Origin of the sequence: Umezawaea beigongshangensis (assembly GCF_016464305.1) — a bacterium.
In the GTDB taxonomy this organism is placed as follows: domain Bacteria; phylum Actinomycetota; class Actinomycetes; order Mycobacteriales; family Pseudonocardiaceae; genus Umezawaea_A; species Umezawaea_A beigongshangensis.
The window spans coordinates 407030-420603 of sequence record NZ_JAEIOJ010000004.1 but is presented as its reverse complement, the minus strand read 5'-3'; the positions used below and the strand labels follow the sequence as shown (position 1 = coordinate 420603).

Annotated in this window: 17 protein-coding genes; 9 read left to right on the top strand and 8 right to left on the bottom strand. The window is 73.7% G+C overall.

From position 1 onward, the window contains the following. The first annotated feature begins 13 nt into the window (after nucleotides 1-13). Both IMZ35_RS13630 and IMZ35_RS13625 read left to right on the top strand, forming a co-directional pair. A complete protein-coding gene (locus IMZ35_RS13630) occupies nucleotides 14-1552 on the top strand; it encodes a CocE/NonD family hydrolase (RefSeq protein WP_199441386.1) in 1539 nt (512 codons plus the stop codon). A 56-nt stretch (nucleotides 1553-1608) separates the two neighbouring features. Next, nucleotides 1609-1995, top strand: coding sequence for a DUF3224 domain-containing protein (locus tag IMZ35_RS13625; protein WP_199441385.1), 387 nt, complete (start codon nucleotides 1609-1611; stop codon nucleotides 1993-1995). Between the two features lie 51 nt (nucleotides 1996-2046). On the opposite strand, the gene IMZ35_RS13620 is transcribed toward IMZ35_RS13625, so the two are convergent. The 3 genes from IMZ35_RS13620 to dapE are packed head-to-tail and all read right to left on the bottom strand — an operon-like array spanning nucleotide 2047 to nucleotide 4472. Then, nucleotides 2047-2586 (bottom strand): LOG family protein, encoded by a 540-nt coding sequence (locus IMZ35_RS13620; protein WP_199441384.1) that lies wholly within the window; start codon nucleotides 2584-2586, stop codon nucleotides 2047-2049. Further along, nucleotides 2586-3359 (bottom strand): LOG family protein, encoded by a 774-nt coding sequence (locus IMZ35_RS13615; RefSeq protein ID WP_199441383.1) that lies wholly within the window; start codon nucleotides 3357-3359, stop codon nucleotides 2586-2588. The genes IMZ35_RS13620 and IMZ35_RS13615 overlap by 1 nt, the downstream gene beginning before the upstream one ends. Nucleotides 3360-3407: 48 nt before the next feature. Further along, nucleotides 3408-4472, bottom strand: coding sequence for a succinyl-diaminopimelate desuccinylase (dapE, locus tag IMZ35_RS13610; RefSeq protein ID WP_307868059.1), 1065 nt, complete (start codon nucleotides 4470-4472; stop codon nucleotides 3408-3410). A gap of 25 nt (nucleotides 4473-4497) precedes the next feature. Here dapE and dapD point away from each other — a divergent pair, with 25 nt between their 5' ends. The 6 genes from dapD to IMZ35_RS31410 all read left to right on the top strand — a co-directional run bounded on the left by dapD (nucleotide 4498) and on the right by IMZ35_RS31410 (nucleotide 9247). Next, nucleotides 4498-5472, top strand: coding sequence for a 2,3,4,5-tetrahydropyridine-2,6-dicarboxylate N-succinyltransferase (gene dapD, locus IMZ35_RS13605; RefSeq protein WP_199441381.1), 975 nt, complete (start codon nucleotides 4498-4500; stop codon nucleotides 5470-5472). Between the two features lie 149 nt (nucleotides 5473-5621). Next, a complete protein-coding gene (locus tag IMZ35_RS13600; RefSeq protein ID WP_199441380.1) occupies nucleotides 5622-6029 on the top strand; it encodes a YciI family protein in 408 nt (135 codons plus the stop codon). An 8-nt stretch (nucleotides 6030-6037) separates the two neighbouring features. Further along, complete coding sequence (locus IMZ35_RS13595) at nucleotides 6038-7210, top strand: RNA polymerase sigma factor (RefSeq protein WP_199441558.1); 1173 nt, start codon at nucleotides 6038-6040, stop codon at nucleotides 7208-7210. Between the two features lie 198 nt (nucleotides 7211-7408). Continuing rightward, on the top strand, nucleotides 7409-7909 hold the full coding sequence (locus IMZ35_RS13590) for a MarR family winged helix-turn-helix transcriptional regulator (protein WP_199441379.1): 501 nt from the start codon (nucleotides 7409-7411) through the stop codon (nucleotides 7907-7909). After that, nucleotides 7906-9060, top strand: coding sequence for an amidohydrolase family protein (locus IMZ35_RS13585; protein ID WP_199441378.1), 1155 nt, complete (start codon nucleotides 7906-7908; stop codon nucleotides 9058-9060). Before IMZ35_RS13590 ends, IMZ35_RS13585 begins: the two co-directional genes overlap by 4 nt. Nucleotides 9061-9121: 61 nt before the next feature. Beyond that, nucleotides 9122-9247, top strand: a complete 126-nt coding sequence (locus IMZ35_RS31410) for a hypothetical protein (RefSeq protein WP_267877120.1) — start codon at nucleotides 9122-9124, stop codon at nucleotides 9245-9247. Here IMZ35_RS31410 and dapC read toward each other — a convergent pair. Together dapC and fdxA are read right to left on the bottom strand one after the other, a co-directional pair. Continuing rightward, entirely contained in the window at nucleotides 9244-10341 is a 1098-nt protein-coding gene (gene dapC, locus IMZ35_RS13580; RefSeq protein WP_307868057.1) for a succinyldiaminopimelate transaminase, read from the bottom strand. The genes IMZ35_RS31410 and dapC overlap by 4 nt on opposite strands. Further along, entirely contained in the window at nucleotides 10338-10658 is a 321-nt protein-coding gene (gene fdxA / locus IMZ35_RS13575) for a ferredoxin (RefSeq protein WP_199441377.1), read from the bottom strand. Before fdxA ends, dapC begins: the two co-directional genes overlap by 4 nt. 143 nt (nucleotides 10659-10801) lie before the next feature. Here fdxA and IMZ35_RS13570 point away from each other — a divergent pair, with 143 nt between their 5' ends. Then, complete coding sequence (locus IMZ35_RS13570) at nucleotides 10802-11533, top strand: GNAT family N-acetyltransferase (RefSeq protein ID WP_199441376.1); 732 nt, start codon at nucleotides 10802-10804, stop codon at nucleotides 11531-11533. Between the two features lies 1 nt (nucleotide 11534). Here IMZ35_RS13570 and IMZ35_RS13565 read toward each other — a convergent pair whose 3' ends face one another. From IMZ35_RS13565 to mshB, 3 genes are read right to left on the bottom strand one after another with little or no spacing between them, the layout of a single operon-like run. Continuing rightward, a complete protein-coding gene (locus IMZ35_RS13565) occupies nucleotides 11535-12302 on the bottom strand; it encodes a hypothetical protein (protein ID WP_199441375.1) in 768 nt (255 codons plus the stop codon). After that, entirely contained in the window at nucleotides 12295-12684 is a 390-nt protein-coding gene (locus IMZ35_RS13560; protein WP_199441374.1) for a hypothetical protein, read from the bottom strand. Before IMZ35_RS13560 ends, IMZ35_RS13565 begins: the two co-directional genes overlap by 8 nt. Before the next feature lie 13 nt (nucleotides 12685-12697). After that, a complete protein-coding gene (mshB, locus tag IMZ35_RS13555) occupies nucleotides 12698-13546 on the bottom strand; it encodes an N-acetyl-1-D-myo-inositol-2-amino-2-deoxy-alpha-D-glucopyranoside deacetylase (RefSeq protein ID WP_199441373.1) in 849 nt (282 codons plus the stop codon). Nucleotides 13547-13574 lie beyond the last annotated feature (28 nt).

The following is a 13574-nucleotide window of genomic DNA, read 5'->3' as shown; positions in this document are numbered from 1 at the left end:
GAGGAGGACCACCGTGCGTCGATCCCTGCTGCTCCTGCTCGCGCTCGTCACCTCCCTGCTCACCACGACGGCCCTGGTGAGCCCGGTCGCGTCGGCCGCACCCGGCTTCACGGTCACCTACCGCACCGTCCCCGGCGAGGGCGGCACGCCGCTCGGCGCGTACGTCGTCGAGCCGACCGGCCGCGGCGCCGGCCCGTTCCCCCTGCTGGTGATGCCGTCGAGCTGGAGTCTGCCGAACATCGAGTACGTCGGCGCGGCGGCGAAGCTCGCCCACGAGTCCGGTTACGTCGTCGTCAGCTACACCAGCCGCGGCTTCCACGACTCCGGCGGCGCGATCGACGTCGCCGGACCGGAGACGGTCGCCGACGTGAGCCGGGTGATCGACTGGGCCGTGGCGAACGCGCGCGGCGACGCGACCGAGGTCGGCGTCGCCGGCATCTCCTACGGCGCCGGTCAGGCGCTGCTCGCCGCCGCGGCCGACCCGCGCGTCGACGCGGTGGCCGCGCTGAGCACGTGGACCGACCTGGCCCGCTCGCTCTACCCGAACGAGACCGTCAACGAGCAGGCCGTGGAGCTGCTGCTGGCCGCTGGCCACCTCACCGGCCGGCCCGGCCCGGTGCTGCGCGACGCCGAGGCCGCCTACCGCGAGGGCCGCTTCGCCGACGTGCTGCCGATCTCGCCGCCCCGCTCGGCCGCCTCGAAGGTCGACGCGATCAACGCCAGCGGCACCGCGGTGCTCCTGGGCAACGCCTGGAACGACGGCCTGTTCGCCCCCGGCCAGATCACCGACTTCTACACGCGGCTGACCGGGCCGAAGCGGCTGATGCTGTCTCCCGGCGACCACGCCACCGCCGAGCTGTTCGGCGCGGCCGGGCTGCCCGACGAGATCTGGGAGTCCGTCGGCCGCTGGTTCGACCACCACCTGCGCGGCGTCGCCAACGGCGTCGACCGGGAGAACCCGGTCCAGCTCAAGCCGAACAACGGCGGCACGTGGCGCGGCTTCCCGACGTGGGCGGCGGCCACCCGCACCCGCGAGACGCTGCCGCTGACCGGGACCACGCGCATCGGCGCGGGCCGCGCGACGCTCGCCGACAGCGGCACCCTGCTCGTCAGCGGCGCGCTCCAGGGCTTCCTGCGCATCCCCACCGGCGTCTCCCTGCCGCTGGTGGACCGCACCGCCGCCGCCGTGTGGACGGGACCGGTCCGCCCCACGGCCACCACCGTCAGCGGCACCCCGCGAGCGCACCTGACGGTCACGCCCGGTCGCGCGGACACCACGCTGTTCGCCCACCTCTACGAGGTGGGGCCGCTGGGGCTGGGCGCGCTCGTCACGCACCAGCCGATCACGCTGCGCGGCGCGCAGCCCGGCGTGGCGCGGACCGTGGACGTGGACCTGAACCCGGTGGTGTGGGACGTGGCCGCCGGCAACCGGCTCGCCCTGGTCGTGGACACCGTGGACGCCCGCTACGACGAGGAGAGCGCGCTCGGCTCCACCGTGACGTTCAGCTCCCCCGCGCACGACCCGTCGCGACTGGAGATCCCGCTGGGCTGAGAACTGCCCGGTCGATCCTGACAGCGGTTGTCAGGTACCGCTGTCAGGGTCGGCCCATGAGCACTCATCTCGACGCGACGTTCACCATCACCCGCTGGGAGGGCACGCCGTTCGCCCCGGAGGCGGGCGGTCCCGAACTCGCGGTGGTCGACGTGGCGAAGACCTACGGCGGCGAGCTGTCCGGCACCAGCACGGGCCGCCTCACGACCTGCGTCGCGGCCGGCGGATCGGCCGGGTACGTCGGCACCGAGCGGGTCGTCGGCACGCTCGCCGGGCGCAGCGGATCGTTCGTCCTCCAGCACGGCGCCACCACCCACGAGGGCGTGGAGGCGTTCGTCGGGTACGTGGTCCCCGGCTCGGGCACGGGTGAGCTGACCGGCCTGTCCGGCACGGCGAAGCTCGTGCACGAGGCGATCGAACTGGACTACGACCTGCCCTCCTGACCGGCGCGAGCACCGGCCGGGGCCGCGATCGGCCCCGGCCGGGACCTCCGGTCAGACCGCGCAGGCGTCCAGCGCCGAGGAGACGTCGGAGGCGACGACCAGCGCCGCCCGCGCCGCCGGGGCGACGAACCCGCGCTCGCCCAGCTCGTCCAGCCAGCGGATCAGCCCCGCGTAGTGGCCGTCCACGTCGAGCAGCACGACGGGCTTGCCGTGCATGGCGAGCGAGCGCGACGTCCACACCTCGAACAGCTCCTCGCACGTGCCGATGCCGCCGGGCAGCGTCAGGAACGCGTCCGCGTGCGCCTCCATGACGGCCTTGCGCTCGCGCATCGTGTCGACCACCAGCAGTTCGTCCGCGTCGAAGTCGGCGATCTCCCGATCGGCCAGCGCACGCGGGATGACACCGGTCGTGCGGGCGCCGCCCTCGCGCGCGGCCCGCGCCACCTCGCCCATCATCGACGTCCGGCCGCCGCCCCACGCCAGCGACCACCCGCGCGCGGCGATCTCCTTCCCCACCTCCGCGGCGAGGTCGAGGTAGCTCTGCGGAACGGTCCGCAGCGAACCGCAGTACACGGTGACGGTGAATCCCATCAGTGAGCGTCTCCCCACGCCTTGTGCGCCTCGGTCACGACCCGCACGGCGTCGTCGATGTCGTCGGTCAGGTGCAGCAGGTCCAGATCCGTGTCGCTGACCTTCCCCGCGGGCAGCATCGAGTCGCGGATCCAGTCGTAGAGCCCCTGCCAGTACTGCGTGCCGAACAGGACCACCGGGAACTTGGTGACCTTCTTCGTCTGCACCAGCGTCAGCGCCTCGAACAGCTCGTCGAGCGTGCCGAAACCGCCGGGCAGGCAGATGAACGCCTGCGAGTACTTGATGAACATGGTCTTGCGGACGAAGAAGTAGCGGAAGTTCACACCGAGGTCCACCCACGGGTTGAGCCCCTGCTCGAACGGCAGCTCGATGCCCAGCCCGACGGAGAAGCCACCGGCCTCGGAGCAGCCGCGGTTGACCGCCTCCATCACACCGGGCCCGCCGCCGGTGATGCACGCGAAGCCCTCGCTCGCCAGCGCCGCGCCCAGCTCGCGGCCGATCTGGTACTCGGGGTGGTCGCGCGGGGTGCGGGCGGAGCCGAAGACGGTGACCGCGCTGGGCAGCTCGGCCAGCGCGCCGAAGCCCTCCACGAACTCCGCCTGGATGCGCTGCACCCGCCACGGGTCGGTGTGCACCCAGTCGGTGTGGCCGCGGGAGTCGAGCAGGCGCTGATCGGTCGTGGTGAGCTCGTGCCGCCGGTCTCGGCGCAGCGTGACCGGGCCGCGCTGCCGCTCGCTGGGGTGCTCGTCCACGGGTCCGTTGTCCGTCGTCATCAGCGGGACTCTAGTGATCTCCGGCGAACGGGGGCCGACGACGAGCCGTCAGCTCACGAACCTGCGCACCACGTCCAGGCATCGCCCGATCTCCTCGACCGGGACGTTCTCCTGCTGGGTGTGGGCCAGCGTCGGGTCGCCGGGGCCGAAGTTCACCGCGGGCATCCCCAGCGCGGCGAAGCGCGCCACGTCGGTCCAGCCGAGCTTCGCCACCGGCGTCCCGCCCGCGGCCTCGACCAGCTCCCGCGCGGCCGGCGCGGACAGGCCGGGCAGCGCGCCGCCGGAGGAGTCGGTCACGGTCACGTCGTACCCGGCGAACACCTCGCGCAGGTGCGCCTCGGCGTCGGCGACCGACCGGTCCGGCGCGAACCGGTGGTTGACGGTCAGCACGGCCTCGTCCGGCACCACGTTGCCCGCGACGCCGCCGGAGATCCGCACGGCCTGCATGCCCTCGCGGTAGGTGCAGCCGTCGATGTCCACGACGCGCGCCTCGTAGTCCTCCAGCGTGCGCAGCGCCGCGCCGAGCTTGTGGACGGCGTTGACGCCCATCCACCCGCGCGCCGTGTGCGCCCGCGCGCCCGACGCGCGGACCTCGACGCGCATCGTGCCCTGGCACCCGGCCTCGACCACGGCGTTCGACGGCTCGCACACCACGGCCAGGTCACCGGTCAGCCAGTCCGGCAGGTCGCGCTCGACGCGGCCGAGGCCGTTGCGGGTCGCCTCGACCTCCTCGCAGTCGTAGAACACGAACGTCAGGTCGTGCCGCGGCTCGGTGACGCCCGCGGCGAGGCTCAGCATCACCGCGTCACCGCCCTTCATGTCGACGGTGCCGCAGCCGTGCAGGACGCCGTCCTCGCGGCGCGACGGCCAGTTGTCGTTGATCGGCACGGTGTCCAGGTGGCCGGCGAACACGACGCGCTGCGGGCGGCCGAGGTTCGTGCGGGCCAGCACCGCGTTGCCGGAGCGGGCGATCTCCAGGTGCGGCGCCTGCTCGCGCAGGGAGCGCTCCACGAGATCGGCCAGCTCGGCCTCCTCGCCGGAGACGCTGCGCACGTCCACCAGCGCGGCGGTCAGGTCAACGGGATCGGCGGAGAGGTCAAGGGTGTCGGCCACGCCGGGCACGTTACCGTTGCCAGCCGTGAGCACCGCAAACGTCACCGGCGCGTTCGGCGTCGGCATCGCCACCGTGACCCCCGACGGCACCGTTCTCGACACGTGGTTCCCGTCGCCCGAACTCGGCGAGCCGCCGTCGATCGGCACGCAACTGCTGTCCGAGCTGGAGGCCGCCGAGCACCTGGGCGCGGTGCCGACCGGCGTGATCGGCCCGGACGCCGAGCGCGGCGTGGAGGTCATCGCGGTGCGCACCAGCATCGCCGACCTGTCCGCGCCCCCGGCCGACGCCTACGACGTCTACCTGCGCCTGCACCTGCTGTCGACGCGCCTGGTGAAGCCGCACGGCCTGAACCTGGACGGCGTCTTCGGCAAGCTCACGAACGTCGTGTGGACCAACCACGGCCCGTGCTCGGTGGAGGGCTTCGAGCAGACGCGCCTGCGGCTGCGCGGGCGCGGCCCGGTCACCGTGTACTCGGTGGACAAGTTCCCCAGGATGATCGACTACGTCGTGCCGTCCGGCGTGCGCATCGGCGACGCCGACCGGGTCCGCCTCGGCGCGCACCTGGCCAGCGGCACCACCGTCATGCACGAGGGCTTCGTGAACTTCAACGCGGGCACGCTCGGCACGTCGATGGTCGAGGGCCGCATCTCCGCCGGTGTCGTCGTCGGCGACGGCTCGGACGTGGGCGGTGGCGCGTCGATCATGGGCACGCTGTCCGGCGGCGGCAAGCAGGTCGTGTCGATCGGCGAGCGCTGCCTGATCGGCGCGAACGGCGGCGTGGGCATCTCGCTGGGCGACGACTGCGTGGTCGAGGCCGGGCTCTACGTCACCGCGGGCACGAAGGTGACGACGGCGGAGGGCGACGTCGTGAAGGCGGGCGAGCTCTCCGGCGCGTCGGGCCTGCTGTTCGTCCGCGACTCGACCACCGGCGCGGTGAAGGTCCTCCCCCGCAGGCCCGAGGCCGCGGTGACCCTGAACGAGGCCCTGCACAAGAACTGAGCACGCGCTCCCGGGGACCCGACCGGGTCCCCGGGAACTCGCGGGGCCGGAAAGTTCTCCCCGCGGGGATGTCGAGAACCCGTCACCGGCTCCGTCTCAGGGGTGAAGCGGCCAGAATGGAGGGCCGCACCAGCACCGGGAGACACACGATGGCCAAGTACCTGCTGCTCAAGCACTACCGCGGCGCACCGGCGGCGGTCAACGACGTGCCCATGGAGCACTGGACGCCGGAGGAGATCTCGGCGCACGTGCAGTACATGAACGACTTCGCGGCCCGGTTGCAGGAGACCGGCGAGTTCGTCGACGCTCAGGCGCTCGCCCCGGGAGGGACGTTCGTCCGCTACGACGGCGAGGGGCGTCCGCCGGTCACCGACGGCCCGTTCGCCGAGACCAAGGACCTCGTCGCCGGGTGGATGGTGATCGACGTCGAGGGCTACGAGCGCGCCGTCGAGCTGGCCGGGGAGCTGTCGGCCGCTCCCGGCGCGGGCGGGAAGCCCATCCACGAGTGGCTGGAGCTGCGCCCGTTCCTGGGCACGCCGCCCACCATCACGGAGTGACCTCCCCGGTGGACGAGGGCCTGCTCCGGAGCCTCACGCCGGGTGTGCTGGGCGTCCTCGTCCGTCGCGGAGCCGACTTCGCGACGGCCGAGGACGCCGTGCAGGACGCGCTGGTCGAGGCGGTCCGCGTCTGGCCGGACGACCCGCCCCGAGATCCGCGGGGCTGGCTGATCACCGTGGCCTGGCGCCGGTTCCTCGACGCGGCCAGGGCGGACACGGCCCGCCGCCGGCGCGAGGACCTCGTCGACCAGGAGCCGGAGCCGGGACCGGCGGCCGCGGCGGACGACACGCTCCTGCTGTACTTCTTGTGCGCCCACCCGTCGCTGACGCCGTCGTCCGCGGTCGCGCTCACGCTGCGCGCCGTGGGCGGTCTGACCACCCGCCAGATCGCGCGGGCGTACCTGGTGCCGGAGGCCGCGGTGGCGCAGCGCATCAGCCGGGCCAAGCGCACGGTCTCGGGCGTGCGGTTCGACCGGCCGGGCGACGTGGCCACCGTGCTGCGCGTCCTCTACCTGGTCTTCAACGAGGGCTATTCGGGTGACGTGGACCTGGCGGCCGAGGCGATCCGCCTGACCCGGCAGCTGGCGACCGCGATCGACCACCCCGAGGTGGCGGGCCTGCTGGCCCTGATGCTGCTGCACCACGCGAGGAGCGCCAGCCGGACCGCGCCGGACGGCGGCCTGGTCCCGCTGGCCGAGCAGGACCGGGGCAGGTGGGACACCGGGCTGATCGCCGAGGGCGTGCGCGTCCTGCAGACCGCCCTGTCCCGAGACCGCTTAGGCGAGTTCCAGGCCCAGGCGGCCATCGCGGCCCTGCACGCCGACGCGCCCACCGCCGAGGAGACGGACTGGGTGCAGATCGTGGAGTGGTACGACGAGCTGGCGGCCCTGACCGACAGTCCGGTGGTCCGCCTCAACCGCGCGGTGGCCGTGGGCGAGGCCGACGGCCCGCGCGCCGGTCTGGCGGCCCTGGCGGCGCTGGACGCGTCACTGCCGCGCCACACGGCGGTGGCGGCGTACCTGCACGAGCGCGACGGCGACCTGGCGACGGCGGCGACGCTGTACGCCGAGGCGGCCCACCAGGCCCAGACCCTCGCCGAACGCGACCACCTGACCCGCCGGGCCGCCCGCCTCAACGCCCGCCTGAGCGGCCGAGGGGTCGCGCCCGAACGGACCTCCTGAGTTTGGCCAGTGGTCAAAACTCAGTCCACCATCCCTCGTACGAGTAGTCGTCGCCTGCGCCTGCCACGGTGACGAGTACCGACGTCGGCGGAAGGACCGCCCCGAACTCCCCGGTGGTGGACACCGACCCTCTCGACCACGTAGCTTTCACAAAAGCTTTCACCAAAGCTGATGTGGCGCGGTCGAGAGGAGGTCCCGGTGCCCGACCAGGTGGCGGAGGTGGTCCGGTGGTGGGCGCGTGAAGCGCCCGAGCTGCCCGCGGCGACGATCGAGTTCACCAAGCGGGTGGCGCGGATGCACGCCCTGACCGACCGCGTCACGGTCGCCGTGCTGGCCCGGTTCGACCTCAGCCGGGCGGAGTACGACGTGCTCGGAACGCTGGTGACGGCGGGCGACGTGCGGGTGAAGCCCTCGGAGCTGTCGTCCCGGCTGCTGCTCACCACCGGCGGGCTGAGCAACGTGCTGCGCTCCCTGGAACGGCGTGGCCACGTCGACCGCTCGCCGGACTCGGCGGACGGGCGCAGCCGGCGCATCTCCCTGACACCCGAGGGCGCGGACGTCGCTCGGCGAGTGGTCGGCGAGGTCGTCGCCGCGCAGCACGAACTGCTGAGCAAGGCCGATCCCACCCGGATCGGGGCGGTCTCGGAAGCCCTGACGACCGTCCTGAACGCGCTCGACCCCCGTCCCGGCAGCCGTTGAGGCGCTGCCCCCTCAGCTCGTGGAGGCGTGACATCTCCCGGTTCACCATCACCGACGTCCACCCGCTCGCCGCCGACGGCACGTTCGGCCCGCTGACGTCGGTGGCCGTCGAGGACGGCGTGATCGTCGACCGCCCCGGCGGAGCGGAGGTCGACGGGCGCGGCGGGTACCTGCTGCCCGGCCTGATCGACACCCACGTGCACGTCGACCACCCCGACCAGCTCGTCGCCGCGCTCCGCTGGGGCGTGACGACCGTGCTCGACATGGGCACGCCCCGGTGGGACGGCCTGCGCGCGCTCCGCGACGCCGACGACGACGCCCGCGCCGATCTGCGCGGCGTCTCCTCCCCGGCGTGCGCTCCTCGCGGCACGGCCGTGCGGAAGATGAACCACCCCGCCTCCACCGCGGTCCGGGGTCCCGGAGACGCCGCCCGGTGGATCGCCGAACGGCTGGACCAGGACCCCGACTACGTGAAGATCGTCCTGGAGGAGAAGCTGCCGTTCCAGCCGAAGCCGCTCGCTCCGGACACCGTCGCCGCCCTCGTGGCCCACGCGCACCGCGCGGGGAAGAAGGTCGTGGTGCACGCCGCGTCGAGCCGCGCCTACGCGATCGCGCTCGACGCGGGCGCGGACGTCATCACCCACGCACCCGTCAGGGACACCCTGTCCGCCGACCTGGCCCGGCGGGTCACCGCCTCCGGCACGGCCGTGTCCCCGACGCTGGTGATGATGCGGACCATCCTGAGGACCCTGAAGCTCCCGTTCACACCGAAGTCGCTGAACTTCGGCCAGACCCTCGCCTCCACCGGGGCGCTGCACCGGGCCGGGGCGACGATCGTCCTCGGCACGGACGCGAACGCGGACGACACCTCACCGGCGCGCGTGGCCCACGGCTCCTCCGCGCACGAGGAACTGGCGCTGCTCGTCCACGCGGGGCTGAGCCCGTCCGAAGCGCTCAGCGCCGCGACCTCGCGCGCCGCCGCGGTGTTCGGCCTGGACGACCGCGGGGTCATCGCCCCCGGCAAGCGCGCGGACCTCCTGCTGGTCGCCCGCGATCCGGCCCGGGACATCACCGCCACCCGCGACGTCGTCGGCGTGTGGAAGCGCGGAGTCGCCGCGCCCGTCCCGCGAGCGTCGCCGACGACCACGTAGCCGGCGCCCCGGACCTCCGACCGGGACGACCGGTCGAGCGCCGAAGCGGCCGGTGGTGCGCGTGCAGACCCCCGTCGGGGGCGTCTTCCCGGAGCACCCGTGCGTCGTCGCCGAGTGCCACCGCGCGCTCGACGCGGCGGCACTCGGCGTCTCCGACAGCCGGGCGTTCCCGCTCGCCCCGGTCTAGCTCAGGCGGGAGGCCGCCTCGGCCACGCGCTCGTCCGTCGCCGTCAGGGCGATCCGGACGTGCCTCGCGCCCGCCGGGCCGTAGAACGTGCCCGGCGCGGCCAGGACGCCCCGCTCGGCCAGCCACGCCACCGTCGCCCACGCGTCCTCGCCGCGGGTCGACCACAGGTACAGGCCGCCCTCGGAGTGGTCCACGGTGAACCCGCACGCGCGCAGCGCGGGCAGCAGCACCTCGCGACGGGCCGCGTAGCGGGCCCGCTGCTCGGCCACGTGCGCGTCGTCGGACAGGGCGGCGGTCAGCGCCTCCTGCACCGGTCTCGGCACGATCATCCCGGCGTGCTTGCGGATCTCCAGCAGTCCGGCGACCAGCACCGGATCACCGGTGACGAAGCCAGCGCGGTACCCGGCGAGGTTGGACGACTTCGACAGCGAGTGCACGGCGAGCAAGCCCTCGATCCCGGAGCCGCGCACGCTCTCGTGCAGCACCGACACCGGCTCGGCCGCCCAGCTCAGCGCCAGGTAGCACTCGTCGGACGCCACGATCGCGCCCGTCGAGCGCGCGGCCTCGACGGCGGCGGACAGCGCCGCCGCGTCCTGCACGCGACCGGTCGGGTTCGACGGGGAGTTCAGCCACACCAGCGACGTGCCGGGGGGCGGGGTCTCGCCGTCGGCGAGCCGCACCACCTCGGCTCCCGCGATCCGCGCCCCCACCTCGTAGGTCGGGTACGCCAGTTCGGGGATCGCCACGACGTCGCCGGGCCCCAGCCCGAGCAGCGACGGCAGCCACGCGACCAGCTCCTTGGAGCCGATCGTGGGCAGCACCGCCGCCGGGTCCAGGCCCGTCACGCCGTGCCTGCGCTCCAGCGCCCCGACCGCCGCGGCGCGCAGTGCGGGCGTGCCGTGCGTGGTCGGGTAGCCGGGCTGGTCGGCGACGGACGCCAGCGCGTCCTGGATCGGGCCGGGAACCGGGTCGACGGGTGTTCCGACGGACAGGTCGACCACACCGCCGGGGTGCGAACGCGCCACGGCGGCGTGGTCGGCCAGGGAGTCCCAGGGGAAGTCCGGCAGTGCCGGACCCCGACGCAGGGCGGTCACTCCGCCTGCGGCGGGAGGTTCTTGACGAACACCGGGTCGGCGCTGACCTTGCCCACCTTCGACGCGCCGCCGGGCGAACCCAGCTCGTCGAAGAAGTCGACGTTGGCCTTGGTGTAGTCCTTCCACTCGTCGGGGACGTCGTCCTCGTAGTAGATGGCCTCCACCGGACACACCGGCTCGCACGCACCGCAGTCGACACACTCGTCCGGGTGGATGTAGAGCATCCGGTCGCCTTCGTAGATGCAGTCGACGGGGCACTCTTCGATGCACGCCTTGTCGAGCACGTCCACGCACGGCTGGGCGATCACATAGGTCACTGCGTTCTCCTGCTCTTCTTCCGCGTCCGCACCGCGCACGCGGAGATTACGCGGCACCCTCGAGTATCTCCCGGTGAGGCTCGCCTTAGAGCGGTGTTCCACTTCACAGTCGGTCGTACACCGCGGCGGGGCAGGATGCCGGGGTGAACGAGGCCGAGGAGCTGGAGCACCGCTGCGCCGACGCGTGGCCCGCACTGGCCGACGAGCCGCTGGGCGAGTGGCGGATGCGAGCGGCCGGCGGCTTCACCGGGCGGGCCAACAGCACGCTGACCACCGGAGATCCCGGAATTCCGGTCGAACGGGCACTGCGCCGCGCGGTGGACTTCGCCGCCGCGAACGGCATCCCGCCGACCGCGCACGTGGTCGTCGGCTCCGCGGCGGAGGGCGCGGTGGCCTCCGCCGGTTGGCGGGTGAACCTGGACCATCCGGGTGGTGCGGAGTCCGTCGTGCTCACCGGTCCGGTGGCGGCGTTCCCCGACTCGGCGTCTCAGCAGGTGAGGATCGAGGCCCTTCCTCGTCCCACGTGGTGGAAGCTGACGGCCTCGGCCGACCCGACACCGGCCCAGCGGCACGTGCTGGCGTCCGGCCCGCTCGTCGGGTTCGGCGTCGGCGCCGTCGACGGCGAGGTGGTGGCCGCGGTCCGCGGAGCCGTCGTGGGCGACCTGCTGCACGTCGCGCGGCTCGCCGTGCGCCCGGAGCACCGCCGGCGGGGCCTCGCGACGGAGCTGGTGTCGGCGCTGGCGGCGTGGGGCGCGGAGCACGGGGCCACCACCGTCGCCCTCCAGGTGGCCGTGCACAACACGGCGGCCGTCCGGCTCTACGACGCGCTGGGCTGCGCCGCGCACCACCGCTACCGGTACTGGGTACCGGCCTGAGCTACCGCGCGGGCGGCGGGTTCGCGGCGAACCAGGCCAGCGCCTCGCGCCGCACCCGGCGCAGCGCCGACCGCTCGCCCAGGTAGTCGCCGAGCACCCCCACGACCGGCAGCATCCCCAGGACCCTGTGCACGACGCGGCCCTGCGGACGCTTGCCCAGCTCGTCGCCGAGCGACCACAGCATCCGGCCCAGCTTCCACAGGGTGCGTCCCACGGCCTTGAGCGTCACCTTCCCGTGCGCCCGCCTGGACCGGTCCACGTCCTCGGTCAGCTCGGCGGTGCGCTCGTCCTCGTCCTCGGCGCCGCCCTCCGCGAGAGCGGGGTCCACGTCGCGGTCGAAGAGCACGGCGGCGAGCAGTCGCACGCGGTCGCCGTGGGAGGTGTGACCGTGCTCCCCGGCGAGCGCGCACAGCAGCAGACCCTGCCCGGCCGCGCCCAGGGTGTCCTGGATCGGCAGCCGGTCGGCCAGCGCGCCGCCGATGCCGGGCACGGCCGTCAGCAGGGACACGAACCGGCCGACCCGGTTGAGCCACCAGTCGTCGCGCTGCTCGGTCGTCATCGCGGCCCACGCCGCCGTGCCGGGCGCCTTCACGGCGGCGAGCTGGTCGTGCAGCTTCTCCAGCAGCCCGCGGTCGCCGTCGGTCTCGGCGATCCGGTCGCGCAGCCCCAGCGGGTTCGACTCGCGCAGCGCGTCCAGCAGCGGACCTGTCGCCCGCACGAAGGGCCGCAGCGCGGCGACGACGTGGCGGTCCGTGATCGCCTCAGCCATCGACGGGCGGCCTTCCCATCACGGCCCCCACCGTCACGGCGGCCGGCATCGCGCCCGCGCCGAGCAGCAGCAGCGCCCGCCAGTCGGCCAGCAGCGTCACGTCGCCACCGGGACCGCTGAAGCCGAACAGCCCGAGCGTCACCAGCCAGACCAGCAGCGGCGACCCGGCGACGGACATCTTCGGGTGGACCTTCGCGGCGGTGATCACCAGCCACGGCGTGGTGACCATCGCCACCAGCACCGTGACCGGGAACGGGAAGTCCCACAGGTCGGGCAGCAGGGTGCCGTCGAACCGGAGGTTCAGGAAGAACACCTCCAGGACCGCCAGGACGACGGCCTCCACGAGCAGCACGGCCACCGCCACCCGGTCCTTGCCGCTCACGTCACCGTTCCCGTCATCCCAGACCTCCGAACAGGTCGTCGGCCGCGCCCTGCGCGGGTCCGTGGGCCAGCACGTAGTACTCGGCGTCCACGACGGGCTGCGCGATGCCGTTGGACAGCGCGTAGCTCGCGCCGCCCGACCCGTCCTGCCACACGCTGACCTGCGTGGCGTGCGCGCGCAGGGCGCGCAGCCGCACGGTCTGGTGCTCGGACACGTCGATCGTGGTCGTGATGAGCGCGTCGTCGGTCACCGGCAGCTCGCCCGGCCGCGGCAGCCGGAACGGCAGGTCCGCGAACTCCGCCAGGGCCGCCTCTCCCCGCTCGGTCGCCTCGCGGGAGGTCACGGTGTGGAAGACGCGCTCCACGCCGGGAGCGCCCGCGGCTGCGGCCATCGTGATCTCGTGCGCCCTGATGTGGTCGGGGTGCCCGTACCCGCCGAAGGCGTCGTAGGTCACGACGACCTGCGGGCGCAGCTGCTTCACGATCTCGCTCAGCGCGGCGATCTGCTCGTCCTTCTCCCCGCGCACGAACGCCCGCGGGTGCTCGTTCGAGGGAACACCGGCCATGCCGGAGTCGCGCCAGCGGCCCACGCCGCCGAGGAAGCGGTGGTCGGCGAGCCCGAGCGCGGCGCACGCCGACCTCAGTTCCGCCACCCGGTACCCGCCGAGCTGGTCGGCCGCGTCGGCGGCCAGTTCGCGCAGGCCGGCGGGGATGATCTCCCCCTCTTCACCGAGGGTGCAGGTGACCACGGTGACGTGCACGCCGCTGGCCGCGTACCGGGCGATCGTGCCGCCCGTCCACAGGCTCTCGTCGTCGGGGTGTGCGTGTACCAGCAGCAACCGTGGTGGAGCAGTCAGCGTCACCGGCTAACTCTAAGGCTCGGCCGTCCAG

Bases quoted from the DNA above. Each gene is read 5' to 3' on its own strand.
- IMZ35_RS13625 (WP_199441385.1), top strand. From the start codon at position 1,609: ATGAGCACTCATCTCGACGCGACGTTCACCATCACCCGCTGGGAGGGC.
- IMZ35_RS13620 (WP_199441384.1), bottom strand. From the start codon at position 2,586: ATGGGATTCACCGTCACCGTGTACTGCGGTTCGCTGCGGACCGTTCCG.
- IMZ35_RS13615 (WP_199441383.1), bottom strand. From the start codon at position 3,359: ATGACGACGGACAACGGACCCGTGGACGAGCACCCCAGCGAGCGGCAG.
- IMZ35_RS13600 (WP_199441380.1), top strand. From the start codon at position 5,622: ATGGCCAAGTACCTGCTGCTCAAGCACTACCGCGGCGCACCGGCGGCG.
- IMZ35_RS13565 (WP_199441375.1), bottom strand. From the start codon at position 12,302: ATGGCTGAGGCGATCACGGACCGCCACGTCGTCGCCGCGCTGCGGCCC.